The sequence below is a fragment of the Rhodospirillaceae bacterium genome, from assembly GCA_002746255.1.
Lineage (GTDB): Bacteria > Pseudomonadota > Alphaproteobacteria.
In genome coordinates, this window is the sequence record NVWO01000006.1 from 40,056 (window position 1) to 64,373 (window position 24,318).

Sequence of the window (24,318 nt, forward strand, 5' to 3'; positions counted from 1 at the left end):
CCCTTTCTCAGCCGCGCGCGCGCTCAACAGTATTGATCACCGGAGAAGCGCGAAGGGCGGCAATGATGCCGGTCAGGTGCTTGGCATTCTCAACCTCGATATTAATAACCAACTCAAAAAAATCGGCAGAACGATCGGTAATTTTTAAATTGTTAATGTTGCCGCCATTGTTCGCAATGACCGTTGAAAGGCTGCTGAGGGTTCCCGGCTCGTTCAGGACAACCATCTGCACCCGCCCGGCATGAGCGGCGGTCGCCGCAGCCTCGGCACCGACATCCCATGCCACGTCCAGCCAATGGTCCGCCAATTCATCAAAAGAGGAAAGAACCTCACAATCGATCGTATGAATCATAACGCCCTTTCCTTTCGTCACGATGCCCACGATCCGATCCCCCGGCAGTGGACTGCAGCACGCCGCGTAATGCACCGCCATTCCGGGAATAAGGCCCCGTATCGGGATGGGAGTTTTCCCCGATTTTTTCTTGCGCTTACGCCAGGAAATGGCGATGACGTTTCCGGCACGCGAACGAAATGCTTTTCCTGGAAAGGCCGTTTTAAAGATCTCTTCGACCGTATAGCGCGCTTCGCCAAGAGCCGCATAAAGATCGTCGGCGGAATCACAATGAAAACTTTTGCAGATATCTTCTAGACGTTTCCCGCTGAGATCGACTCCCTCTTTCTGGAGCTTTCGCTCAAAGATTGCCTTTCCCAATTGCATATATTGGCCGCGCTGTTTCGAGCGTACGAAACGACGGATGCACATACGCGCCTTGCTTGTAACGGCAAATGCTTCCCAGGTTGGTGAGGGCGTTTGCGCTTTTGATGTGATTATTTCGACCTGATCGCCATTATGAAGCTGACTGCGCAGCGGCAACATGCGTCCATTTACTTTTGCACCAACGCAGGTATTGCCAACCTCCGAATGCACAGCATAGGCAAAGTCCACCGGCGTTGCCCCATGGGGAAGAACAATCAAATCCCCCCTTGGAGTAAAGCAGAAGACCTGATCCTGAAACATGCCGAGCTTCGTTTCCTCGAGAAATTCTTCCGGACCGGAGGCGTTCTCCAGCAATTCCAGTAATTCTCGAAGCCAGCGGTATTGGCGCCCGTCCGTGCCATTGGCAAGCCCCCCCTTGTACTGCCAGTGCGCAGCTACACCGTGTTCGGCAACATCCTGCATTTCATGGGTGCGAATCTGAACCTCTACCCACTGCCGTTCCGGACCGATAATACCGGTATGAAGCGAACGGTACCCGTTTGGCTTCGGTGTGCTGATGTAATCCTTGAAACGCCCAGGCACCACCCGGTAACGCTGGTGTAAAACACCAAGCGCCCGGTAACAATCCTCTGGATTGGCGACAACGACACGAAAGGCCATGACGTCCGACAATTGCTCGAAGCTGATGTGTTTGTGCTCCATTTTTTTCCAGATGGAAGATGGCTTTTTTTCTCGCCCCGAGAGCGTTACCGAAACGCCGCCGTCCCGAAACGCGGCCTCAAGCTCCTGAAGGATTTTTGGTATTTTTACGCCGCCCTCCTGCCGCAAATAGCTAAGCCGGGCGAGGATGGAATTCAGCGCATCTGGGTTTAACTCTGCAAACGCCAAATCCTGCAATTCGTCCTTCATGACATGAAGACCGATGCGGTCTGCCAGAGGCGCATAGATATCCATCGTCTCCCTGGCGATGCGCCGGCGCTTTTCCGGATCCTGGATATAGTGGAGGGTGCGCATATTGTGGAGACGGTCGGCAAGTTTTACGAGAAGCACGCGAATGTCATCGGACATCGCCAGCACGAGTTTGCGAAAGTTTTCCGCCTGCTGCGTACGATCGGACTGAAGTTCGATCCGCGAAAGTTTTGTAACGCCATTGACCAGGGCGGCAATTTCCGAACCAAATTGACGTTCAATCTCGTCAAGGGTGGTTAGCGTGTCCTCAACGGTGTCATGGAGCAGCGCCGTCGCAATGGAAAGGCCACCAAGCTTCAACCCCGTCAGGATGCCGGCAACTTCAAGGGGGTGTGAAAAATAGGGGTCTCCCGATGCGCGCTTCTGGGAGCCATGCGCCTTCATCGAAAAGACATAGGCGCGATTTAGCATTTCCTCATCAACAGAGGAATCGTACGCCTTGACGGCATCCACCAATTCAAATTGCCGGATCATCGGCGATCACACCTCCCTAGAGTCGCAAATTGGGAGAAATGCAGCCGCTGTAGAAACAAAAAAATCAGAACTTCGGCGGTATCCGATAGAAAATCAGAAAACCACCGTTTCCTCATGCCTTGTCCTGGTCGGCCGCTTCTTCCGCTTTATCGTCCAGAACGGCTGCTGCACCCACTTCTTCGACAACAGACAGCACGTCTTCCGCAATTTCTTCGCTGGGGTTGGGTTCCCCAACTTCCGCCGCGTGCTGCTGTTCCTGTTCGACAAGTTCCAGGATGTCTTCTTCCGGCTCCTCAACCTTCACATGCTTTTGCAGAGCACGCACCTTTTCCTCCCGAAGACCGTCCAGGTCGATCGTCGCCTCGGCAATTTCACGCAGTGCTACAACCGGATTCCGATCCTGATCCCGCCCTACGGTGGGCGTGGCCCCGGCTGTGATTTCCCGGGCACGCTGCGCCGCAAGTATCACAAGCTCAAAACGGTTCGGTATCCTGGTAACGCAATCTTCGACGGTAACGCGGGCCATAGATAGGACGCCTCTCGGTTAAAACATGGGAGTATCAAGGAATATATTGCTGCACTGCGCTATGTGCAAGTCAGGAAGAGGGCTGGCGGGGGCCGTGCCGCACCCTATCCCCTTTGTTTTTCAGCGGAAAGGCCTGTGAATCCTTATCCAGCCGACGGATCATCTCGGCAATTGGAAGGCCCAGAGCCGGATGCCGCCAATCCGGCGCAATTTCGGCCAGGGGCAACAGGACGAAGGCACGCGCCGGAAGGCGCGGATGCGGGATGGCAAGCCCCTCCATCTCAAGGACCCGATCGTCCCAGGCCAGCAGGTCCAGATCGAGCGTCCGGGCGGCGTTTCGTTGCCGCCGCTCACGCCCAAAATCATGTTCAATATGAAGACAAAGCGCGAGCAGCGCCTCCGGCGTCTGTTCCGTTGCCACCGCCGCCACTCCGTTCACGAACCATGGCTGGTCAGAAGGTGGCTGAGGCGCGCTTTCATACCACCGGGAACGCCGCACAATCCGCACGCCCGCCGCCACCAAGGCAGCAAGGGCCGCTTCGCAGGTTTCCATTGGCGAATGATAGGCAGGCGCCGCCAGATTCGAACCCAAGCCGATCAGGATCATGCCCCGAACATTCCTTCTTTCCCCATCGGATGCCAGGTTGAACCGACACCACAAGCCCCTAGAATAGTCCACTTCGCCGAACCCACCAAAGGCACTCTGGCCTCTCTTGAAAATTGACGGAGCCACACCCATCAAATCCCGGATCCCAGGAAAGATCGAACCGGCGGCGAATTGTCCGCTCTGTCCGCGCCTTGCAGCCTTTCGAGACGCGAATCGAAAAACCTACCCCACTTGGCATAACGCCCCGGTGCCTGCCTTCGGAGCACTAGACGCAGGCGTGCTAATCGTGGGGCTTGCCCCCGGACTGAAGGGGGCAAATCAAAGCGGCAGGCCCTTCACCGGCGATTACGCTGGCGACCTTCTTTACCGCATGCTTGGAAAATATGGTTTTACCAGCGGCACTTACGGCGCAACGGCCACGGACGGCCTGACGCTTGTCGATTGCAGGATTACAAATGCCGTGCGATGCGTCCCGCCAAAAAACCGGCCGACGACAACCGAAACAAACATGTGTGGTGATTTTCTAAGCAAGGAAATCGCCACCATGAAAAAACTCCGCGTCCTGTTTGCCCTTGGCCTGGTGGCCCACCGCGCCATCTTGAAAGCATTGGATGTAAAACGCAGTTCCTGTTCTTTCCGTCACGGTGCCTGCCACCCGCTTCCAGATGGGTTATGGCTGTTCGATAGCTATCATTGCTCGCGCTACAATACGAACACGGGCCGACTGACGGAGACGATGTTCGAAACCGTCATTCGCGACATGCGAGCGCATCTCAGCGGCGGTTAAGGGACAGCGTCATCCGTAACGCTCCTCTTCCCACGGGTCGCCTTCGTTGTGATAGCCACGCTCTTCCCAGAAACCGGCACGGTCTTCCGCAAGGAATTCTATTCGGCAGACCCATTTCGCACTTTTCCAGAAATAGCGCTTTGGAACGACAACACGGACCGGACCGCCATGTTCCCGCGCCAATGGCTTTCCTTCCCAGCTATGGGCAAGCAGCACGTCATCGTCATCAAAATCGGCCAGAGACACGTTCGTTGTATAGCCATCGAAACTGTGGAAAAGAACAAACCGCGCCTCCGGCAAAGGCTTGGCGATGGAAAGCAGGTGCCGGGCGCCGACCCCCTTCCAGCGATTGTCGTAGCGCGACCACGACGTCACGCAATGAATGTCCGAAACGCTTTCGATCTGTGGCTGCGCCAAAAAGGTAGCCATATCCCAGGCAAAGGGCTTAGCAACCTGGCCGTCAATACGCAGATGCCATTTTTCCGGCGCGACCGAAGGCTGCACGCCAAGATCCAGAACCGGCCAGTTCTTGACTTCGCGTTGCCCCGGAGGAAGGCGATCCCGTTCACTATCCCCTGCCTTCCCCGTAAGCAAGCGCCCTTCCCTTGCCCATTCCTCTTTGCGACGAACAAGCTTTCCGCGTATTTTTCCAAGCAAGCCTGCATCTTTTTTCGTCATTTTTGCACCCGCGTTCAGCCCTTATCCCGCACGAGACGTTCTTTTTGACGCTGCCATTCGCGTGCCTTTTCCGATGCGCGTTTGTCCGATTTGCTCTTGCCCTTCGCCATGCCCAGGGACAGTTTTGCGATGCCGCGATTGTTGAAATAGAGCGATAGCGGAACCAGGGTCATGCCGTCCCGCTTCACTGCCGCCAGAAGCCGGTCCATTTCACGGCGGCGGACCAACAGCTTGCGCGGGCGCATCGGCTGCTGATCCTCGTGGCCAGCGGCCGCATATTCCGCGATGTGCATGTTAAACAGGTAGAGTTCGCCGCCTCTTTCCGTCGCGTAGGACTCGTTCATCGAACAACGGCCAAGCCGCAGCGATTTCACCTCTGGACCGGTCAGGATAATGCCCGCCTCCAGGGTTTCTTCGATCATGTAATTGTAACGCGCCTTCCGGTTTTGCGCCACAAAGCGATCAGAGGTGCGTGCGTGCGCCATCAAGGCACTCAGGCCAGCAGGCCGGTCGATTCAAGCACCTTGCGAATTCGTTCTTTGTTCGCCTGGGAAACCTCCACAAGCGGGAGCCGCAATTCGCCCGAACAATGGCCCTGAAGGCTTGCCGCATATTTCACGGGACCTGGATTCGATTCAACAAACAACGCCCCATGCACCGGCACCAGCCGGTCTTGAATCTCGCGGGCAGTTGCGTAATCGCCTCCCATCCACGCCTCGTGCATCTCGGCGAGCAGTCTTGGTGCAACATTCGCCGTCACCGAAATACACCCATGACCACCTTCGCCAAGAAACGCGAGCACCGTGGCGTCTTCGCCGGAAAGCTGACAGAAATCCCGACCGATCGCCCGGCGCGTTTCCGATGGGCGGGCCAGATCGGCCGTGGCATCCTTCACGCCAAGAATGTTCGGCAATTCCGCAAGCCGCGCCATCGTCGCCACCGACATATCAACCACACAACGGCCCGGAACGTTGTAAAGGATGATCGGAAAATCGACGGCGTCGTGAATGGCTTTGAAATGTTGATACAGCCCTTCCTGGGAAGGCTTGTTGTAATAAGGCGTAATGACAAGCGCCGCATCTGCGCCAGCCTCCTTGGCGTGGCGCGTAAGCAGGATCGCTTCTTCCGTCGAATTCGACCCCGTTCCGGCAATGACGGGTACGCGACCCTTAGCTATTTCAACGCAAAGCTCCACGACCCGCATATGTTCGGCGTGGCTCAACGTCGGCGATTCACCTGTTGTCCCGCACGGCACCAGGCCATGCGTCCCCTGTGCAATTTGCCATTCGATGAAGGCGCAATAGGCGGTTTCGTCAATAGCACCGTCGCGAAAGGGGGTTAGAAGCGCGACAAAAGAACCTTTAAACATTTTATGCTACCAATCCTTACTGCTCCGCGGAACATAGCCCTAGCTTCCTGTGGCGGCAAGGGTTGGAGCATATGTTAAAATTCAACAATGGCCGTTATAGGGCCGTTGCAGGGATATGGCCATTTTCAACGCCCCCTTTTGATGGATGCGCACGGTTTTGCTTCAAATACTTCACCTTCCCATTTCCGCCTTTTTTCCCGCTCGCAGGATGACCTTGGGCATTTTTCTTGCCGCCCTTGCATGCCTTGCGGCAACCCCCGCAAAGGCCAAAACCGGCGAAAAAGAAAAAGAAGCCACGCCGATCCTTCTTTCCGTTGCCGATTTCGGCACCTATCGGCGCGCCTTCGCCGAGGCCGATAAAAATCGCTGGAAGAAGGCCCGCGTGCTCGCCGCCCTCGCCCACAACCCGTTGCCGGGCGAAGTGATCCAATGGCTTTATTACACCCGGCCGCAAACGAGGGCTTCCTTCGACGAAATCGCGACATTTCTTCGGGGTCACCCGGATTGGCCGCGCCAGCGCCTTCTTCGTCAGCGCGCCGAAGAAGCCATGCCCAGCCACCTGCCGGACGAAGCAATCCTTGCATGGTTTACCGATTACCCGCCGGTGACGACCCACGGACGCATCCTTTTTGGCGAGACGCGTTTGCGCAGCGGCGACCGTGAAGGTGGCGAAGACTATTTGATAGAAACCTGGCGTCACAAAAATTTTTCCCGCCACGCGGACCGGCGCTTCCTGTCCCGTCATCGAAAACTTTTCAGCAAAGAAGACCATGTGGCACGGATCGACCGCCTGTTATGGGAAGGGCGTCACGGAGAAGCCAAACGCATGCTGTACCGCGTCGATCCAGACCAGCGCAGCCTGGCCATCGCGCGAATCAGCCTGATGAAAAAATCCTGGGCAGTCGACAAGGACATCGCCCGCGTCCCAAAGCATTTAAAAGCCCACCCCGGCCTTCAATACGAACGCCTTCGCTGGCGGCGGAAAAAAGGAAAAACGGAATCGGCCCGTGAAATTCTTGAACATCCACCCGAAGACCTTGGCCAGGCAAAGCATTGGTGGCGGGAACGCGTCATCATCGTTCGCCGCCTGTTTCGCGAAGGCTATTATTCGGAAGCCTACCGCCTGGCCAAAGGGCATGGGCAGACGGCTGGCGAAGGCTACGCCGAGGCGGAATGGCTGGCTGGCTGGATTGCGCTTCGTTTCCTAAACGACCCTCAGGTCGCATTCATCCATTTTACAAACCTCTACCGCGTCGTGCGGTACCCGATCAGTCGCGCACGCGGGTCCTATTGGGCGGCGCGTGCGGCAGAGGCCATGGGTGCACGCAGCACACAAGGGCGCTGGTACCGGATCGCCTCGCAATATTTGACGACCTATTATGGGCAACTGGCTGCGGAACGTCTCAATGGTGCCCAGGCGACCCCCCTGCCACCACCGCCGAAGCTTTCGCCGGAAATTGTGAACACCTATGAGGCGCTTCCGCTGGCCCGGGTTGCGCGTCTGCTTCAAGAGATTGGCGCGACAAAGCACCTTCGGCTTTTCATCCTGCAGCTTGCGAAACAAATGTCGACACCCGAAGCCTATGCGTGGCTTTCGGATTTTGCCCTTTCGCTGGAACGCCCTGACCTGGCCATCGCCATAACCAAACGGGCGCAACGCCAGAACATTCTTCTTTTTACGCGTGGCTACCCGACCCTGGAACTTCCAAAGAAAGAGCCAGAACCAGCGCTGGTTCTGGCTGTAACCCGGCAGGAAAGCGCGTTCGATAAAGGCGCCAGAAGCCCCGCCAACGCACTCGGCCTCATGCAACTTCTTCCGCGAACGGCCCGCGGTGTCGCGCGCACGCTTCGCCTTCGCTATTCCAGGAAAAAACTTCTGAGCGACCCCGACTACAACATCCAGCTTGGCGGTGCCTATCTCAATGGCCTGATCAAGGAATTCAATGGCTCTTACGTTCTGGCAATTGCCGCTTATAACGCCGGTCCCACCCGGGTCCGGCGATGGATTCGCGCAATGGGCAACCCCCGCGAAGCCGGCGTCAGCACAATTGACTGGGTCGAATCGATCCCCATTCACGAGACGCGAAATTATGTGCAGCGCGTTCTGGAAAACCTGCAGATCTATCGCATGCGGTTAAATGGCGGGGCTTTCTTTCTGCAAACGTCCGAGGATTTGGTCCGCTAAAATCTAGCCGTAGAAAAGCCGGGGAAGAAACGTTGCCAGCGCTGGAAACAGCGAAAGAACCCCAAGGACGATGACCTGAATCACGATGAAGGGAAGCACGCCGCGATAGATATCCATCGTCTTGATGCTTTTCGGGGCCACCCCGCGCAGGTAAAAAAGCGCGAAACCAAAAGGTGGTGTCAAAAAGGACGTCTGCAAATTGATGGCCATCATCACGCCAAGCCAGACCGGATCAATCCCCATCTGCAGCAGAATTGGCGCAACAATTGGCACAACAACAAAAATGATCTGAATGAAGTCCAGGAAAAAGCCCAGGATGAACATGACGGCCATAACAAGCACCATCGTGCCGACCACGCCACCAGGAAGGCCTGTCAGGGCTTCGCGAACCATGTCGTCGCCGCCATAGCCTAAGAAAACGAGGGAAAGAAGCGATGCCCCGATCAGAATGACAAAGACCATCGAGCTGATTTGCATGGTCGAGCGCAAAACCTCGCGCAGAATATCGGCCACGAAGATACGCCGCAGGCTGATAAACAGCCCAAAGGCGAGCAGCAGGCAAAGCCCGACCGCCAGGAACAGCTTTGTCTGATCGACCAACGACGCTTGCGCGTTGCCCAACGGAACCCCATCGCCAAAGCTTAATCCCACAAGCCCGACAAGGCTGAGGCCGGCAAGATAAACCGCCCGGCTGCGCGTTTTCTCAAGCCGAAAGCCGGCAAGAAGAACTGAGCCGACGGCCCCAACGGCGGCGGCCTCCGTCGGCGTTGCGATGCCGGTGAGAATAGACCCAAGCACAGAAACGATGAGCAGGACTGGTGGAATTAGGGAATGAAGTATCTGCCGCATGAGCATGGCTCGACTAATCGCGTCACGCTCAGCCTTGGGAATGGCAGGTGCCGAATCCGGATCCAGAATGGCCTTGCCGATCTGATAGACGATATAGAGCCCAACCAGCAGCAGGCCTGGCAAAAGCGCGCCCGCAAACAGATCACCGACGGAAACCGTCTTCGGGGAAAAATTACCCATCGCAATCTGGGCCTGCTGGTAGGCGGAAGAAAGCACCGCCCCCAGCAAGACAAGCACGATGGATGGGGGAATAATCTGTCCCAGGGTTCCAGCCGCACAGATCGAACCGGTTGCAAGTTTCGGATCGTAGCCGCGCCGCAGCATCGTCGGCAGTGACAGCAGGCTCATCGTTACGACCGTCGCCCCGACGATCCCGGTTGCAGCCGCCATCAATGCCCCGACAATGGTCACCGAGATTCCAAGCCCGCCACGAAGCGAGCCAAACAGCATGCCCATCGAATCGAGCAGTTCCTCGGCAATGCGGGAACGTTCAAGCATGACGCCCATAAAAACGAAAAGCGGCACGGCGACGAGAATCTCGTTCGTCATCGTGCCGAAAACCCGCTGGGGAAAGGCTGTGAGAAACACGGGGTCGAACACACCAAGCAAATGGCCAATCCCGGCAAAAAGCAGGGCCGTACCGGCCAATGTAAACGCCACGGGAAAGCCCATCAGAAGAAAGGCACAGAGCGTGACGAACATGAGGATGTTGAGAATGTCCCCCATGGGTTAGAGTTTCCTCGGCTGTTCCAATTGCGTCGTTTCGCGGCCTGCGAGCACAGCAAGCGCATGAATGGCCATCGAAATTCCCTGGAAAACGAGCAGAACCGCAAAGACGAGCATGACGGCTTTCAGCAGGTAGATGGCCTGAATGCCGCTCGTTTCCCGTGACCCCTCCAGAACGGCCCAGGAGGCGGAAACGTAGGGCCAGGCCATAATGAAGAGTGCGACACAGACCGGTATCAAGAAAACAAAAACGCCGATCAAATCGATCAGCGCCTTGCGTTCCGGGGACACCTCACGGTAAAAAATATCGATACGGACATGCCCGTTGTGAAGAAGCGTGTAGCCAGCACCCAGCATAAAGAGGACGCTGTGCATATAAAGAATCGATTCCTGCATCCATATCGCATTCGCCCCAAAAACATACCGCATCAGGACAATGACGAACTGGGTGCCGGTCATGGCTAACGCCACCCAGGCAATTTTGCGCCCGATCCGATCGTTCAATCGATCGATGCCCTGCGCAAGTCTTATAAGAAAATTCATACGGGTTCCTTCAACGCGCCCTCAATATCCCTTTCCTGTATAGGGGAAAGGAGCAACGCTTGCCAGATTGCATCTCACCCCCTTCCACCTGCAGGCTGAAGGGAAGGAACCGCGAATGAGCACGACGTCTTCTGAAGAATACAGAAAACGATTTTTTACATCCCAGGATGGGCTGCGCCTTTCTTTTCGGGACTATGGCGATCCCCTGTCAAAAAAGACGCCACTTCTTTGCCTCGGCGGGCTGACCCGAAATGCCAGCGACTTTCACGATCTTGCCGGGCGGTTAAGAAACGATCGACGAATTCTTGCGCCGGATTATCGAGGACGGGGGCGATCCGAATACGATCCGGATTGGCGGAATTACCATCCACGCGTCTATCTGAACGACATTCGTCATCTGCTGGCCACAACGGGTGTGCACCGGGTTGCCGTTCTTGGCACGTCCCTTGGGGGCATTCTCGCAATGGCAATGGGCGCGGCCATGCCTACGGCGCTGGCCGGGGTGATCCTGAACGATGTCGGACCCGACATCCATGCGCCAGGTCTGGCACGCATCCTCGCCTATATTTGCAAAGATCGGCCGCAGCCGAATTGGAAGACTGCAGCAAAACACCTCGAAGCCCTTATGCCCGCCCTATCCATCACGACCGCCGCGGGCTGGGAAGCCTTGGCGCACAGAACGTATCGTGAGGGCGCGGACGGCGCCTTGCATTTCGATTGGGATATCAATATCGCCAAGCCGCTTCAAAGGCCTCAACAACCGCCGCAGGCTTTATGGCCGTTCTACCGTGCCATCCGTCACCTGCCTGTCCTGGCGTTCCGGGGCGAGCTTTCCGATATTTTGACGGTCAAAACCTTCAAGCGGATGGCGACAGAAAAACCAGACCTCGTCCGGGTAACCGTGATGGGCTGCGGCCATGTACCGCTGCTGGACGAACCGCCCGCCACGGCGGCAATCGAACACTTCCTTAACAGGCTCGATCTTAACAGGCGCGACCGCAAACCGAAGACGAACGGACGGCGTTAGGTTGTGTAGGCAGGTGCGGGCTCGGGTTCCGCTTCCTTCGGCGGCTCAATGGCCACCGAAACCGTCCCGATTGTCTCAACCGGCTGCAACACTTCGACATGACGGCAAGCGCCTTCTAAATAGGCTCCGGCATCAATGGCCAGTGTCTCGTGAACGACATCGCCGATCACGCGCGCCGTTTTCATCAACGTCACTTCGCGTGCGTTGATCTGACCGGTGACGGTACCGCGAACCTGAACGCTTTCCGCATCCACATCCCCCGTAATCTTTGCCGTCTCACCAACCGTCAGCGTTTGGCTGCGAACGTTGCCGTCCACAATGCCGTCGATCTGCAGATCGCCATTGCTGAGAAGATCACCAGAGATTTGTAAATTTGCGCTGATAATGGAAGGAACCGCAGGATCCGAAGCAGTACCTGCCCCGGACACCCTATCCTTCCCAATTTTTGAAAACATGTTTTCCCACCTTAAAAAACTTTGCCGGATTGTAGGGAGTMCCATTTACGCGGATTTCATAATGCACGTGAGGACCGGTGCTGCGGCCCGTGCTGCCCATCAAGCCAATCCGTTCGCGAAACCCGACACGCTGGCCTACCTTGACATTTATCCTATGCAGATGCCCATACCGCGTATGAATCCCACGCCCATGGTCGATTTCAATCATCTTTCCGTATTTGCCATTACGAGCGGCGAAAACAACGACACCGGATGCCGTGCTTAGAATCGGAGATTTGCGCACGCCGGCAAGGTCGACCCCATAATGAACGGCGGCGCGGCGATTGAACGGGTCCTTGCGGCGCCCATAGCTGCTTGCCATATAGAACGCGTCCGATGGCGTCACCAGCGGCAGCGTTCGCAACAACTGCTGCACACCGTCCCAACGATCAATGTCCATGTCCAGCCTGGCAAGGTCCGTGCGAAAGGCATCTTCCGGCGTACGATCCGTCCGCAGGGCCAGGAACGGACCACCCTGGCCAAGTTTGGCCGTAACCTCTTCCGAAAGGACGCGTTCGACATTGGGCCCAAGCCCGGCAATCAGCGTCTTCGTTTTTCCAAGACTCTTGCGAACCCGACTGGTCAATACGCGCACGACATCATGCTGCGAAATCTGAATTTCCGCCATCCAGATTTTAAGCTGTTTGTTCGCTTTGAGAATCCCCTCAAGACCGACCTTGTGCGTTTCCTCGCCGGAATCGGCCAGCGTCCGCTTGTCTTCGGTTTTGGCAGAGTCCTGCGGTGCAACGATGCCGAGAAGGTAGCTGTGATTCGCCTCCAGATTGGCGGCCGCCGAAGCGAATCTTTGCTGGGAATCCGCATATTGATTTAGAAGATCGCGGTACGCAAAAAGGGCTTCGGCAATCCGTTCGTTCTTTTCCGCAAGAATGCGATCCTTGGCAAAAAAGGCGTGGGTCGAATAGCCACCCCAGCCGACCAGCGTCGAGACAACAATCAAGATAACAAACTGTACGCCGTGAGAAAGGCTTACGAAGCGCACGCGACCGTTCGAACGCAAGATGATTTGCCGCTCTGGAAAGAGCCAATGGTGAAGGGTGAACAATTTCAGACGGGCCCATTGCAGCACGCGCACCAGCAACGGCGTTCGGTGTGAAACGGCCTTTGTGCAAAACACCCACAACCGGTGCATGCGCCCGCGACCAACCTCCCAAAAAATCTGAACGTGTTTCCCCATCGCTCCCAATGCCCTGCTTTTACGCAACCCAATTTTCAAAGGCGCGATAAAAAGCTAAGCCCTTAAAGTTGATGCCTTCTTTATACAAAGGCTCGCCAAAAAGTACCCGCAGGCGGGGCACCGTTCAAGGCCCAACTCGACCGCCGCGCATTAACGAATGAGTAATAAAATCGCTATTTTTTCGATAAAACCAAGGAATCTCAGGGTCTAACAGGCTTAACGACTGTGTTTGGTGATGGCGTCCGGCGAACCGGCCGCGTTGCGGCTTGCTGCCTGAAAGGCGTCGATATGCTCAAAAATCTTCACAATCGTGTCTTCCCCAAAATAGGGGTTGAGCAGAATCGCGCGCAACCATCGCCGACCACGGAACCGCGGAATCGAAAAAAAGGTGTCGTTCTCTTTCAGCAAAGAAACCTGCAACGCCTCGTTCCAGGCGTCCCATCCTTCAGAAGGCACCCATTGGGGCGTGCCGCGAAAACAAAGAACGTTGAGCTCCGGCCGGATGGCAAGCTCAAGAAAAGGCCGCGCGTCGATTTCTTGTACGAAGCGTTCCGTCAGACGGTAAGCCTCGTCGATAAGATGGGCATATCCTTGGCGACCAATATGCTGAAACGACAGCCAAAGCTTCAAAACATCCGGATAGCGGGTACCCTGAATGCTGATTTCACCAAGGTTCAGCATGTCATCCGGGTCCCGCATATAGGGCGCTTGAATGCGAAAGCTGTCCTGCAAGTGCCGAACGTCCCGAAACAGAGCCATGGCGCAGGTTTTCGAAACGTACAGCCATTTCTGCGGATTGAAGGAAAGTGAATCGGCGTGCTCGATCCCTTTTAAACGGCCACACTGCGTCGTTGAAAGGGCGAGTGCCCCACCAAAAACCGCGTCCACGTGGAACCAGAGTCCGTGCGCCTTGGCGATATCGTGAATGTCGGAAAGGGGATCGATGCTACCGACCACCGTGGTGCCGGCCGTCGCCACCACGCAAAACGGCGCTTGGCCTTCCCTCTTCGCCTGTCGGATTGCCCGCTCAAGATCGTCGGTATCCATTTTTGCGTCAGCCGTCATGGCAATGGGAATGACAGCTGACGTCCCAAGCCCCAGCAACATGGCCGCTTTTTGAATCGACGTGTGCGCCGCCTCGGACGCGAACAGAACCGGTTGCCGTTCCAAGACGGCGACGCCCTTGCCATGGGCATCGAAAGCCAGATTGCGTGCAACCGCCAATGCCTGAAGATTGGCCAGGCTGCCTCCGCCAAGCAACACCCCACCGGCATGCGTGCCAAGGCCGAAGAGCTCTGCAATCTCTTTCAGCAGCAACGGTTCCATGCGGGAAAAGATGGGTGACATTTCAACGCTCAGCATGTTGTTGTTCAGCGTCGAAGCGACAAAATCGGCAAGAACGGACATCGTCGTCGGCATCGTGTCCATATGGCCGATATAGCCTGGATGCGCCGCGTTCATCGAACCTGCGACAATCATCCGTAGCGATTCCATTAAGCGTTCTTTCGGAGCAGGCATCTCCGGAATGGCGACCATTGCCGGCAAATCTGCCTTTTCCGGCAATGGCGAACGGCTAAGCGCATCCGTCGCATGGGAAAGCACCAGATCCAGCACTTCTTGCGCCAAGGCATCGATTTCCGCACGGTTGTTACCATGGGGGTCAATGAAGGCAGAGCTGGGAAGCTTCAATCGATCCAAAACGGACCCTCCATCCAAACGGATAAGCGGGGCGGAATATGCCCCTATGCACACCAATCAACAAGCAGGAATTTTGCCGTGTCGAAGAAAAAAGCCAAGGATTTCTACCATTTTTATTGGAAATAAAATGACAGCCCTCGGCGCGACGCCTATTCTTACCTGTAAAGGCAAACTGGAGAACGCCCTTGGCAACCCCCAGCCACGATCAAAGCGAGGACCAAAGGCACAATCCGCGACCGATTGTTTACAGCTTTGCGGGCCTTGTTCCCGTTGTCCATCCTGAAAGCTTCATCCATCCAACGGCCGTCCTGATCGGCGACGTTATCGTTGGGCGCGGCTGCTATATTGGACCGGGGGCCTCTTTACGTGGCGATTTCGGCCGCCTCACCATCGGCGATGGCGCAAATGTTCAAGACAATTGCGTCCTCCATTGTTTCCCAGGCAAAGACACCCTTATCGAAACGGACGGCCATATCGGCCATGGCGCCATCCTGCACGGATGCACCATTCGCAAAAATGCGCTTGTCGGAATGAGCGCCGTCATCATGGATGGTGCCGAAATCGGCGAAAGCAGCTTCGTTGCTGCCATGTCCTTCGTGCCATCGGCATTTTGCGTGCCGCCGCGCACCCTTGTAGCGGGCATTCCTGCCAGAATTCGCCGTGAACTTACGGATGAAGACATTGCCTGGAAATGCCAGGGGACCAGGGAATATCAAAACCTTGCCGTTCGCTCGCTTGCGACCTGCCGGGCCGTACCCGCCCTCTCCGCACCCGAACCCAATCGCCCGCGATTGCCGGAAACCGACACAAAACCGTTGCAGAAAGCCCGTCGTAAAAAAAGCTAGCGTCGGACGTCAGGCCGGCACCAACAGATCGATCGTTTTTTCAGAAATTCGAATCTCCAACGGCAAACAGGCGATCAAATCGCCATCGCCTTGCACCGGGTCCCCCGGGGGGCCTTCAATCAACAGGCGATCCGTTTCAACAAGCGTCACATTTGCCATCCCGGAAATTTTTCCCCGTAAAATTCCCAGAATATTCAGCATGGTTGTCCAGGGTGCGCCGCCTTTAAACAGACAGACTTGAAAACTTGCCCGATCAAGGCGCGCATCCGGCGTGCAAATATACCGCCCACCGTAGAAATGCCCCTTTCCAATCACGACGGACGCAGCAGAAAATGTGCGCCCTGCCAATGTCACCTGATAGCGATTGGCGGTGTGACAAAACAGCTCTCGAAGAGTCGCCCAAGCATAAGCCCCCTTGCCGATCCATTTTTTCAACCTTGGGGAAATATTTTTCACCACATGGGCATCAAGCCCAACCCCTGCCATCATCGTAAAAAGACGCCCATTCGCCAGGCCAAGATGGCAGTGAAGCCTGTCCCCTTCCGCGATGACGGCGGCGATGGCCCGGGGGCGAAAAGGAAGAAGAATTTCAGCGGCCAGCACATTTGCCGTGCCAAGGGGAATGATGCCAAGGGGCAGGTTTCGGCCAAGCAGCCCGTTCACGACCTCACTGACGGTGCCATCCCCACCCGCGGCAACAACGGCATCCAAGAGGTCCCGGGAGGCCTCCCGGGCAAAGGCCTCGGCATCGCCTCGCCGGGTCGTCGCCTTGACGGTAAGCTCACAGCCCAGACGTTCCAATTCGCCCTTAACCTTTAGAAAACGGCCCCGGCAACACCGCCCTGCCGTTGGATTGTGGATAATCAGAATCCGTTTTGGGCGCTGCCCTTCAAGGGGGTGAGACTTGACCATGAATCCCGTCAGCGAAGGTCGTTAGCGATCATCCGGATCGTCAACTTTCTTCAATTGGCCTGAATGGAAATAGAGGCTTGCGGATTGATACCAGGAGATTGCCTCTTTGATTAACTGTGGGTCCGTCAGGGAACCGGGGCCGCCCTGGTTTGCGGGCAAACCATCGGTGACGGTCGGATCCCGGTTGACGTCCAGCACAACCAATCGACTGTCTTTCAGATAACCAAGTTTTTGATAGGTGCTGATAAAGGCCCGTTCGCGGCCTGTCTCTAGGCTAAAGATGTCATATCCGAAAAAGCGGCTTGAATAACTCAGCCCCAGCCACCCCAAAAGTGTTGGCCCAATATCAATCTGGCTCATCAGCCGCCCCATCACGCCGGGTTCGATCAACCCGGGCGCATACCAGATCATGGGAATATGGTAACGCGATGGTGGAAGGTCGGTCTTGCCCGCCGCCTTCGCCGTATGATCGGCAACAATAATGAACAGGGTGTTGTCGAACCATGGCTTTTCGGCGCTACGTCGAATGAAATCACCAATCGCCCAGTCCGTATATTTGACGACGCCTTCCCGATTTCCCTGCGGCAAGTCGATACGGTTTTCCGGAAACGTATAGGGACGATGGTTGGAGGTTGTCATGACGTGGGCGAAGAAACGATTGCCCTGCGCGTGTTCGCGATCCAGCTTGGCAAGGGTCAGTGAAAAAAGATCTTCGTCGGCAATGCCCCAGATGTTTTCGGCGTGAATGGTCACGCCTTCCTTCTCCGCATCGGTGCGGTCAATAACGGTGTAGCCATTGCCTCCAAAATAGGCATTCATGTTGTCAAAGAAGCCATAACCGCCATAAATCCAGTAGGGTATCCAGCCACCCTCTTTCATTTCCGAACCAAGAGTCGCCAGCCCTCCATTTTTCGGGCGCCGGACAATGCTTTGGCCTGGAATCGGCGGCGTCCCGACAGACAAGGCCTCCAATCCACGAACGGTTCGGGTGCCGGTTGCATACAGATTGGTGAACAACAGCCCCTGACCGGCCAGCTTGTCCAGTTCCGGCGTGAGGCCAAGTTTGTTTCCAAAAATGCCAAGGTATTCCGCCGAAAGGCTCTCAACAAAAACAAGAACAACGTTTACGTTTTTTGCGGGACTATGGGCCTGAACGTTTCGTTCAATCCCTTGAGCCTCAGTGAAGTTTGAACTCGGCTGATGGACGAGTGCGCGAATCTCTGAATTCAGATCGGCCGCCTTCAGCATCGGATAATATTTGTCATAGTCCAGCTGGTTGTTCCGGTAGGCATGGGCAAACGCGTAAAGGCCATTCGTCGACAGCTGCTGGACATAGGCGTTTGATTTTGTATCGGCAATCCCCTGATCCACAACGCCAACGCCCAGCGCAATGGCAACCCCCACGACAACGGGACGGCGCCAGCGAACCATCCGGGTTGACCGGGCATCGTTTCTGCCACGCGGCCAACTGAACCAGGAAACGACCGAACAAATGCCAAGGATGATCGCCATCCATAACGCGATCGGATAACTCTCGCGTATATTTCCAATTACCTCATGGGTATAGACGAGGTAATCGACTGCGATGAAGTCAAACCTGCCCCCGAACTCTTCCCAAAACGCGAACTCGGCAGCGGCGACGACGATAAAGAGGGCTAGGAACAGAGTCCCCCAAACGGCAGACCAGCGATTTTCCCACCTACCAAATGTGTGATGCTCGGAAAACTCGGGCAAAAACGCGTCATACACCGCCCACGCAAACAGAAACCACGGCAGAACGGCGAGGTCAAAAATAAGACCAACGCCCATAAAACGCGCCCATTCGGAAGGGGCAAACCCTTCGCCAGTGAAGAAGGCAAGACCGACCCGTGTTAAAATGGAAACGATCAAAAAACTTGCGGCGATCCAAGCCAGTCGCCTTGCGCCTCGGGTCATACCCGCCTCATTTCATTCATTTTTTTCATATCCACCTGGAATATCGGGAACGGATTGCTCTACAGCATATGTAACGGAAAGCAAAGAAAACAAGCCTTCGAATATGTGAGAGGCCGCCAGCGCCCATTCCTTCTTCTTATTTCTTCATTTCCGGGCGCAGTGGTTTGCCCGCCGCCTGTTTTTGTTCGATTTCCTCAACCGTCTTTTCAAGCGCGAGGAAACGTTCCGGCGTCGAGGGATGGGATGCCAGGAAACCGCCCTCTCGAATGGCTTGCGGATGCGCCGCCGCCATCCGCCGCCAGAAATACGCCGCCCCTTTAATTTCCAGCCCGCTCAACGCCATGATGTAGAGACCAACGTAATCCGCCTCCGCCTCAAAGGCCTGGCTATGCATCCTCCCCGCCAGACGGGAAAAGGTTCCCTGCGTGTTGACCCCACCGACCGATGCCAGAATATCCGCAAGGAGTCCCAGCATCGCGTTGCCCTGCTTTGCGGAAATATGTTCCATCGCGTTATGGGCAAGCTCATGGGCAATGACCGTTCCCAATTCGGTGTCGCTCTCCGCAAACCGAACCATGCCGCGCATGATGACAATGCGTTCTCCGTCGGCAAACGCATTTAGGGAATCATCACTGGCCAGCAGGACCGGGTAATCGCATCCCATTTCCGGCATAAGCGTCAGGCGTATTTCTTCCTCGCCGCGACGAACATCAAGGGTGAAGCTTTGTTTCCCTTTTGCGGCTTCGCCATAAAGCTTGGCAAAACCCTTGGGAGCGCCCTTGCCTTTCGGCACCGGCTTGTTATTGATCCGCAGCAGCAGATCGTGCTCGCGAAGGCCGGCCTTATCGGCAGGCGTCCCCGGAGCAACCCAAGCAATCTGCAATTGCTCGCTATCGCCAAAGACCGTCTTGGCGGCGCTGTGAAACTCTTCCGGAAAGTGATAAATGCTTGAAACACTTGCCCCGACCAGGGGAGTGACCCTGTCCCCACAAAAGGACAACCCGCCAACAAGAATGGGATAGGAAATCACAAACAAACGTCGATTGTTTTTCCGGGATTCCGTAAGCGCAATTTCGCGCTGCTTCTCCGCTTCCTTCGCAGCAAGAACCGGGTCGATCACGACGCGTTGCGTCGTCGGCGCACAGGCCCCCAGAAGAAAAAACAGCACCGCAAAGAGGGAAATCATGCGCACGGCCAGTGGAGTCCTTTCCTGTTTTTTGGCAAAACCCGGTTCAAAGCAGTCCAAGTTCGCGAAGTTCTGCCGCCATCTCTGGCGGCAGGCTCGCGTCCATATCACCTGAGCTTAAGTCTCCAGGCGCGCCCGCCTCTTCGAGGTAGCGCCATCCCTGCTGCGGCTTTCTGGGAATAAGCTGGGTCTTCACCAGTTCCCGGTCAAGGCGAATTTCGCAATAGCTGCGCCCTTCCGCATCCGTTTTCCGGTCGAGGCCGAGAATGCGCTGGCGGGCGCGGATATAGCCTTTGATGACCCAATAGATGGAGCCACCATCAAGGATAGCATCGGCACGCCGTGGCATATTGCGCGTACGCACATGAAGCGGCTTCCCATCTACAGGCATGCGCCTGCTCTGAACAGCGGCGAGGTGGTCGATGCTCTTCACACCGACCGCCATCTTCACAAGATGAAGGGTCATGGCCGTATTTTAGAGGAAACCCAACAGAGAAGGCCAGCGCCCATAGGGGAGACCTGCGGGAAAGCCCGTCACAGGGAGCAGGCCAAAAAAATCAGCCGATGCGCACGCCGATGGCGCAAAGTTCCGATAGGACCTTTTTGGCAAGCGGGTCCTCTGCGTCCTGAAGCCGATCCCGTATCACAACCTGCATCGCCTGAATATGCGCTTTGATCAGGGAAAAAGCCGCATCGTCCATTTCTTTCATCCCGCGCAAAAAACCACAAAGCGACTGGCCAATGTCGGTCATCAGCGGATAGCTGAAACTAACGCCCTGGCCTTTAATGTTGTGCGCAATATCAAAAAGCTCTCGCAAGGCATTTGCCTCGGCCTTGCCAGAAAGACCCTGGGCATCTTTCAAGAGCATTTCCATTCGATCCACATCCGGGCCAACCCATTCCGGGTAGGATTCCTGAAGTTGCGCAACCGCCTCTTCCGCGCGGCGAAGCGCCTCCATATCCATTTCGGCCTGCATGTTCCCAATCAAGCCAAGTTTCGAGCGCAGATGGTTTGACGGCGGAATGACCTCAACCTCTTCAGATTTGCTCCCCATGCCAATCTCCCTCCTTCCTTATCCTGCTAGAAGTTTATCGATATCACCCTCAGACAAATTATCGTCTGAAGCCTCCGTAATAATTTGCGCCCTTTGAAGGCTGCCTTTCAGGCGGTCTATCTGGAATCGCTGACGGTCCGGTCCGAAATAGCTTTTCTCACGAACAAACGCCGGCGGATTGTGAATAACGCCCATAATGCGTTGATAAATTGCTTTTGCCGAAACCGGTTTTGCCAGAAAATCCGTGACCCCGGCATTGACCGCCGCGCGTAAACGTCCAAATTCCGTGTGCCCGGTCAACATGATGATATGGACGTAAGGGTTCGGACTGTCCTTGGCGTTACGGACGAGGAGCGTAAACTCCAACCCATCAAGCGGCGACATGGCAAGATCCGTAAACACAATATCTGCCGGAAAATTACGAAGCTCCGTGAAGGCGTCTGCGCCGTCCATGGCTTCGCGCGTATTTCGCACACCAAGCGAATGCAAGATTGTCTTGATCAGATTAACCATGTGCTTGTTATCATCGACAATCAGCACATTCAGCCGCTCGAGATCGACGTTCATCCTTTTTCACCCCGTCCAGACGTTGCCAGCGACTTCCGGCCAGCCTTACGTTCTCAACAGAAAGGATAAAAAACACACGTTTATATTTAGTAAATGCTGCCTTCAATCAACTATAGCGTGTTAACGGCGGCAAATCAACTCCGCTTCCGCAGGATGGCAAGGCCTGCCCGGGAGCCGATGTCACGACCAAGGGCGTCGGAGATAAACTTGCTGACATCGACAAGGCAATCCAGGTCGATCCCGGTTTCGATGCCAAGACCGTTCAGCATATAGAGAACGTCCTCGGTGGCGACGTTACCGGTAGCCCCTTTTGCGTAAGGGCACCCGCCCAGGCCGGAAATGGAGCTGTCAACAACCGCAACCCCCTCTTCAAGGACCGCGTAGAGATTGGAAAGAGCCTGGCCGTAGGTGTCGTGAAAATGCGCCGCCAGATTTTCAACCGGCACATATCTGGCAACCGCCTCAACCATCCTTTTTGCCTTTAACGGCGTGCCGGTGCCGATCGTATCGCCAAGGGCAATTTCATAGCAGCCCATCTGGTAGAGCTTTGCCGCAACATCGGCGATGACATCGACGGAGATTTCCCCTTCATACGGACAGCCTAGAACGCAGGAAACGGCACCACGCACACGGATGTTGTTGGCTTTCGCAGCCTCGCAAACCGGCTCGAAACGATCAAAACTTTCCGCAATCGAACAGTTGATATTCTTTTGCGAAAAACTCTCGGACGCCGCCCCGAAAATCAGGATATTCTTCACGCCAGCGGCAAGGGCGCGTTCAAATCCTCGCAAGTTCGGCACCAGGGCTTCGTATTGCACGCCCGGCGTCTGTGCAATGCCCGTAAGAACCTCGGCACTGTCGGCCATCTGGGGAATGACCTTTGGAGAGACGAAGGCGCCAAATTCGATCCGCTTCAGACCTGTTTTTGAAAGACGGTCGATGAAATCGACCTTCACGGCGGTAGCAATCGTCCCGGGTTCATTCTGAAGCCCGTCACGCGCACCAACTTCCAGAATTTCAACCGATTTTGGAAACGCCACGCTTCTTATCCCTTACGTCATCATCTCCGGCAAGTTTACCCGAAGACGTCGAGAAGCGGTATCACCAACCACCCGTCTCCAGCCAACGATCAACCTGGTCCAATCGATCCATGCCCCAAAAACCCTCGCCATCGACAAGAAAGAAGGGCGAACCAAAGACACCCTTGGCGATAGCGGCTGTCACCTCCTCGCGGAGCCGGCCCTTAACGGGGGCCGTCGCAATCGCTGCCAGCAGCGCCGGGCTGTCTATTCCCTCGGACGCCGCCACCTCTGCCACCGCTTGCGCCGAAGAAAGGTCCCGCCCCTCGCCCCATATAGCATCAAAAACGGCGTTGGCGAAAGCCTTCGCAAGGACCGGATCCTGATCAAACAACCAATAATATGCCCGGCTTGCCACTAGGGAATGGACCGGCAATTTTGGCGGCACCCGCAGTGGCACCTCCTGCAGCCTTGCAAAGCGCTGCATATCGTGGACCGTGTAATCACCACGCAGCGGTTGTTCAAAAAGCGAGGCCGACCCGGTCACCTTCACGGCCGCACCAACCAGAAAGGCCCGCCACGCAACAACACGCCCATGACGGGCCGCGATCGCATCGACGCGCTTGGCAGCCAGATACCCGTAAGGAGAAGCAAAATCGAAGTAGAACCAGACCGGTTCCATCGAACCGGCTTTCATTACTGCATCCGTTCGACCGCGACCGCTGTTGCCTCGCCACCGCCGATGCAAAGCGACGCCACGCCACGATTAAGATCGTACTTTTCAAGTGCGTCCAGCAACGTAACGAGAATACGACAGCCCGACGCGCCAATGGGATGCCCCATGGCACAGGCCCCGCCATGCACGTTGACTTTGTCTTGCGGCAGGTCGAGATCCCGCATGGCCGCCATCGTCACGACAGCAAAAGCCTCGTTGATCTCATACAGGCCAACGTCCTTTGCACCCCACTTTACCTTATCAAGCAGTTTCTGGATGGCAAAGACGGGCGCCGTCGTAAACCACGCCGGGTCCTGGGAATGGGTCACATGCGCAAGAATTTTCGCCACGGGCTTTAACCCCCGCTTCTCGGCTTCGGAAAGCCGCATCATGACAACGGCGGCGGCCCCATCCGAGATCGAACTTGAATTCGCGGGCGTCACCGTTCCGTTCTTGCGAAAAGCTGGCTTCAGGGTTGGGATCTTGTCCAGATTCGCCGTCTGCGGCTGCTCATCGCGCGTGACGACCGTCTCGCCCTTGCGCGATTTAATCGTTACCGGCACCACCTCGCCATCAAAACTTCCGTCATCGGCAGCACGCTTCGCGCGTTTCAGCGATTCAATCGCAAACGCGTCCTGGGCCTCACGGGTAAACTGATATTTTTCCGCCGTATTCTCGGCAAAAACGCCCATCAGATCATCACCGCCCTTGAAGGGGTCCTGAAGACCATCCAAAAACATGTGGTCATAAATTTCGCCATGCCCCATGCGATAGCCACCTCGCCCCTTCATAAGAAGGTAGGGTGCATTCGTCATGCTTTCCATGCCGCCGGCAACCATCACGTCATTTGTTCCTGCACGAAGCAGATCGTTCGCAAGCATGACCGCCTTCATACCGGAACCGCAGGCCTTGTTGATGGTCGTGCTGCCAGCCGCTTCGGAGATGCCCGCGCCCAGCGAAGCCTGCCTGGCCGGCACTTGCCCACACCCGGCGGACAATACACAGCCCATGATGACTTCTTCGACGCACTCCGGCGAGATGCCCGCGCGCGCAAGCGCGCCCTTGATGGCAATGGCACCGAGTTCAGGAGAGGTTACCTTCCCCAACTCGCCCTGAAAGCCGCCCATCGGGGTTCGCGCCCCTCCTACGATAACGATTGGATCGCCAGACATCTTCGCTTTATCTCCTTTTGTTTCCCCAACATCGAATGTTCTATCCGAATAGATATGCCTTTGCCGT

The 24,318-nt window shown here is 56.0% G+C and carries 24 protein-coding genes; 4 read left to right on the forward strand and 20 right to left on the reverse strand.

Annotated elements, in window-relative coordinates:
* Positions 1-7: 7 nt before the first annotated feature.
* From COA65_05245 to folK, 3 genes are all read right to left on the reverse strand, one after another.
* On the reverse strand, positions 8-2,161 hold the full coding sequence (locus COA65_05245) for a bifunctional (p)ppGpp synthetase/guanosine-3',5'-bis(diphosphate) 3'-pyrophosphohydrolase (GenBank protein ID PCJ59850.1): 2,154 nt from the start codon (positions 2,159-2,161) through the stop codon (positions 8-10).
* Between the two features lie 112 nt (positions 2,162-2,273).
* Positions 2,274-2,687: a DNA-directed RNA polymerase subunit omega gene (locus COA65_05250; protein PCJ59851.1), complete on the reverse strand. Its 414-nt coding sequence runs from the start codon at positions 2,685-2,687 to the stop codon at positions 2,274-2,276.
* 70 nt (positions 2,688-2,757) lie between these two features.
* Positions 2,758-3,294: a 2-amino-4-hydroxy-6-hydroxymethyldihydropteridine diphosphokinase gene (gene folK / locus COA65_05255; protein ID PCJ59852.1), complete on the reverse strand. Its 537-nt coding sequence runs from the start codon at positions 3,292-3,294 to the stop codon at positions 2,758-2,760.
* 142 nt (positions 3,295-3,436) lie between these two features.
* On the opposite strand from folK, the gene COA65_05260 reads away from it, so the two are divergent.
* Positions 3,437-4,081, forward strand: a complete 645-nt coding sequence (locus COA65_05260; GenBank protein ID PCJ59924.1) for a uracil-DNA glycosylase — start codon at positions 3,437-3,439, stop codon at positions 4,079-4,081.
* Positions 4,082-4,090: 9 nt separating this feature from the next.
* Here the strand turns inward: COA65_05260 and COA65_05265 are convergent, their stop codons facing one another.
* From COA65_05265 to COA65_05275, 3 genes are read right to left on the reverse strand one after another with little or no spacing between them, the layout of a single operon-like run.
* Positions 4,091-4,759 carry a sulfite oxidase-like oxidoreductase gene (locus tag COA65_05265; protein ID PCJ59853.1) on the reverse strand — a complete coding sequence of 223 codons (669 nt, stop codon included), beginning with the start codon at positions 4,757-4,759 and terminating at the stop codon, positions 4,091-4,093.
* Between the two features lie 14 nt (positions 4,760-4,773).
* Entirely contained in the window at positions 4,774-5,244 is a 471-nt protein-coding gene (locus COA65_05270) for an SsrA-binding protein (GenBank protein ID PCJ59854.1), read from the reverse strand.
* Between the two features lie 8 nt (positions 5,245-5,252).
* Positions 5,253-6,128, reverse strand: coding sequence for a 4-hydroxy-tetrahydrodipicolinate synthase (locus tag COA65_05275; protein PCJ59855.1), 876 nt, complete (start codon positions 6,126-6,128; stop codon positions 5,253-5,255).
* A gap of 145 nt (positions 6,129-6,273) precedes the next feature.
* Between COA65_05275 and COA65_05280 the strand changes: the two genes are divergently transcribed.
* Positions 6,274-8,313, forward strand: coding sequence for a lytic murein transglycosylase (locus COA65_05280; GenBank protein PCJ59856.1), 2,040 nt, complete (start codon positions 6,274-6,276; stop codon positions 8,311-8,313).
* A gap of 3 nt (positions 8,314-8,316) precedes the next feature.
* On the opposite strand, the gene COA65_05285 is transcribed toward COA65_05280, so the two are convergent.
* Both COA65_05285 and COA65_05290 read right to left on the reverse strand, forming a co-directional pair.
* A complete protein-coding gene (locus tag COA65_05285; GenBank protein PCJ59857.1) occupies positions 8,317-9,888 on the reverse strand; it encodes a tripartite transporter in 1,572 nt (523 codons plus the stop codon).
* A 3-nt stretch (positions 9,889-9,891) separates the two neighbouring features.
* Positions 9,892-10,431 carry a C4-dicarboxylate ABC transporter permease gene (locus COA65_05290; GenBank protein ID PCJ59858.1) on the reverse strand — a complete coding sequence of 180 codons (540 nt, stop codon included), beginning with the start codon at positions 10,429-10,431 and terminating at the stop codon, positions 9,892-9,894.
* A gap of 115 nt (positions 10,432-10,546) precedes the next feature.
* On the opposite strand from COA65_05290, the gene COA65_05295 reads away from it, so the two are divergent.
* Positions 10,547-11,458, forward strand: coding sequence for an alpha/beta hydrolase (locus COA65_05295; GenBank protein ID PCJ59859.1), 912 nt, complete (start codon positions 10,547-10,549; stop codon positions 11,456-11,458).
* Here the strand turns inward: COA65_05295 and COA65_05300 are convergent.
* From COA65_05300 to COA65_05310, 3 genes are all read right to left on the reverse strand, one after another.
* A complete protein-coding gene (locus tag COA65_05300) occupies positions 11,455-11,958 on the reverse strand; it encodes a cell shape determination protein CcmA (protein PCJ59860.1) in 504 nt (167 codons plus the stop codon). The genes COA65_05295 and COA65_05300 overlap by 4 nt on opposite strands.
* The gene (locus tag COA65_05305) at positions 11,888-13,147 is read right to left on the reverse strand and encodes a hypothetical protein (protein ID PCJ59861.1); all 1,260 of its coding nucleotides are present in this window, start codon (positions 13,145-13,147) and stop codon (positions 11,888-11,890) included. Before COA65_05305 ends, COA65_05300 begins: the two co-directional genes overlap by 71 nt.
* Before the next feature lie 216 nt (positions 13,148-13,363).
* Entirely contained in the window at positions 13,364-14,845 is a 1,482-nt protein-coding gene (locus COA65_05310) for an aspartate aminotransferase family protein (GenBank protein ID PCJ59925.1), read from the reverse strand.
* Positions 14,846-15,084: 239 nt separating this feature from the next.
* Between COA65_05310 and COA65_05315 the strand changes: the two genes are divergently transcribed.
* A complete protein-coding gene (locus COA65_05315) occupies positions 15,085-15,690 on the forward strand; it encodes a phenylacetic acid degradation protein PaaY (GenBank protein PCJ59926.1) in 606 nt (201 codons plus the stop codon).
* 9 nt (positions 15,691-15,699) lie between these two features.
* Here the strand turns inward: COA65_05315 and COA65_05320 are convergent, their stop codons facing one another.
* From COA65_05320 to COA65_05360, 9 genes are all read right to left on the reverse strand, one after another.
* Positions 15,700-16,602: a lipid kinase gene (locus COA65_05320; protein ID PCJ59862.1), complete on the reverse strand. Its 903-nt coding sequence runs from the start codon at positions 16,600-16,602 to the stop codon at positions 15,700-15,702.
* A gap of 21 nt (positions 16,603-16,623) precedes the next feature.
* Positions 16,624-18,537 carry a sulfatase gene (locus COA65_05325; GenBank protein PCJ59863.1) on the reverse strand — a complete coding sequence of 638 codons (1,914 nt, stop codon included), beginning with the start codon at positions 18,535-18,537 and terminating at the stop codon, positions 16,624-16,626.
* A 136-nt stretch (positions 18,538-18,673) separates the two neighbouring features.
* Positions 18,674-19,783: a peptidase M48 Ste24p gene (locus COA65_05330; protein ID PCJ59864.1), complete on the reverse strand. Its 1,110-nt coding sequence runs from the start codon at positions 19,781-19,783 to the stop codon at positions 18,674-18,676.
* Positions 19,770-20,189 (reverse strand): hypothetical protein, encoded by a 420-nt coding sequence (locus COA65_05335; protein PCJ59865.1) that lies wholly within the window; start codon positions 20,187-20,189, stop codon positions 19,770-19,772. The genes COA65_05330 and COA65_05335 overlap by 14 nt, the downstream gene beginning before the upstream one ends.
* A gap of 91 nt (positions 20,190-20,280) precedes the next feature.
* On the reverse strand, positions 20,281-20,778 hold the full coding sequence (locus COA65_05340; GenBank protein PCJ59866.1) for a hypothetical protein: 498 nt from the start codon (positions 20,776-20,778) through the stop codon (positions 20,281-20,283).
* An 18-nt stretch (positions 20,779-20,796) separates the two neighbouring features.
* A complete protein-coding gene (locus tag COA65_05345; protein PCJ59867.1) occupies positions 20,797-21,345 on the reverse strand; it encodes a two-component system response regulator in 549 nt (182 codons plus the stop codon).
* Positions 21,346-21,479: 134 nt separating this feature from the next.
* Positions 21,480-22,385 (reverse strand): hydroxymethylglutaryl-CoA lyase, encoded by a 906-nt coding sequence (locus tag COA65_05350; protein ID PCJ59868.1) that lies wholly within the window; start codon positions 22,383-22,385, stop codon positions 21,480-21,482.
* A gap of 61 nt (positions 22,386-22,446) precedes the next feature.
* Complete coding sequence (locus COA65_05355; protein ID PCJ59927.1) at positions 22,447-23,046, reverse strand: 2-hydroxychromene-2-carboxylate isomerase; 600 nt, start codon at positions 23,044-23,046, stop codon at positions 22,447-22,449.
* 14 nt (positions 23,047-23,060) lie between these two features.
* Positions 23,061-24,251 (reverse strand): acetyl-CoA C-acyltransferase, encoded by a 1,191-nt coding sequence (locus tag COA65_05360; GenBank protein PCJ59869.1) that lies wholly within the window; start codon positions 24,249-24,251, stop codon positions 23,061-23,063.
* Between the last annotated feature and the right edge of the window lie 67 nt (positions 24,252-24,318).

Coding starts and splice junctions, on each gene's coding strand:
- COA65_05245 (PCJ59850.1), bottom strand. CDS start 2,161: ATGATCCGGCAATTTGAATTGGTGGATGCCGTCAAGGCGTACGATTCC.
- COA65_05250 (PCJ59851.1), bottom strand. CDS start 2,687: ATGGCCCGCGTTACCGTCGAAGATTGCGTTACCAGGATACCGAACCGT.
- folK (PCJ59852.1), bottom strand. CDS start 3,294: ATGATCCTGATCGGCTTGGGTTCGAATCTGGCGGCGCCTGCCTATCAT.
- COA65_05265 (PCJ59853.1), bottom strand. CDS start 4,759: ATGACGAAAAAAGATGCAGGCTTGCTTGGAAAAATACGCGGAAAGCTT.
- COA65_05270 (PCJ59854.1), bottom strand. CDS start 5,244: ATGGCGCACGCACGCACCTCTGATCGCTTTGTGGCGCAAAACCGGAAG.
- COA65_05275 (PCJ59855.1), bottom strand. CDS start 6,128: ATGTTTAAAGGTTCTTTTGTCGCGCTTCTAACCCCCTTTCGCGACGGT.
- COA65_05280 (PCJ59856.1), top strand. CDS start 6,274: ATGCGCACGGTTTTGCTTCAAATACTTCACCTTCCCATTTCCGCCTTT.
- COA65_05285 (PCJ59857.1), bottom strand. CDS start 9,888: ATGGGGGACATTCTCAACATCCTCATGTTCGTCACGCTCTGTGCCTTT.
- COA65_05290 (PCJ59858.1), bottom strand. CDS start 10,431: ATGAATTTTCTTATAAGACTTGCGCAGGGCATCGATCGATTGAACGAT.
- COA65_05295 (PCJ59859.1), top strand. CDS start 10,547: ATGAGCACGACGTCTTCTGAAGAATACAGAAAACGATTTTTTACATCC.
- COA65_05320 (PCJ59862.1), bottom strand. CDS start 16,602: ATGGTCAAGTCTCACCCCCTTGAAGGGCAGCGCCCAAAACGGATTCTG.
- COA65_05325 (PCJ59863.1), bottom strand. CDS start 18,537: ATGACCCGAGGCGCAAGGCGACTGGCTTGGATCGCCGCAAGTTTTTTG.
- COA65_05335 (PCJ59865.1), bottom strand. CDS start 20,189: ATGACCCTTCATCTTGTGAAGATGGCGGTCGGTGTGAAGAGCATCGAC.
- COA65_05340 (PCJ59866.1), bottom strand. CDS start 20,778: ATGGGGAGCAAATCTGAAGAGGTTGAGGTCATTCCGCCGTCAAACCAT.
- COA65_05345 (PCJ59867.1), bottom strand. CDS start 21,345: ATGAACGTCGATCTCGAGCGGCTGAATGTGCTGATTGTCGATGATAAC.
- COA65_05355 (PCJ59927.1), bottom strand. CDS start 23,046: ATGGAACCGGTCTGGTTCTACTTCGATTTTGCTTCTCCTTACGGGTAT.
- COA65_05360 (PCJ59869.1), bottom strand. CDS start 24,251: ATGTCTGGCGATCCAATCGTTATCGTAGGAGGGGCGCGAACCCCGATG.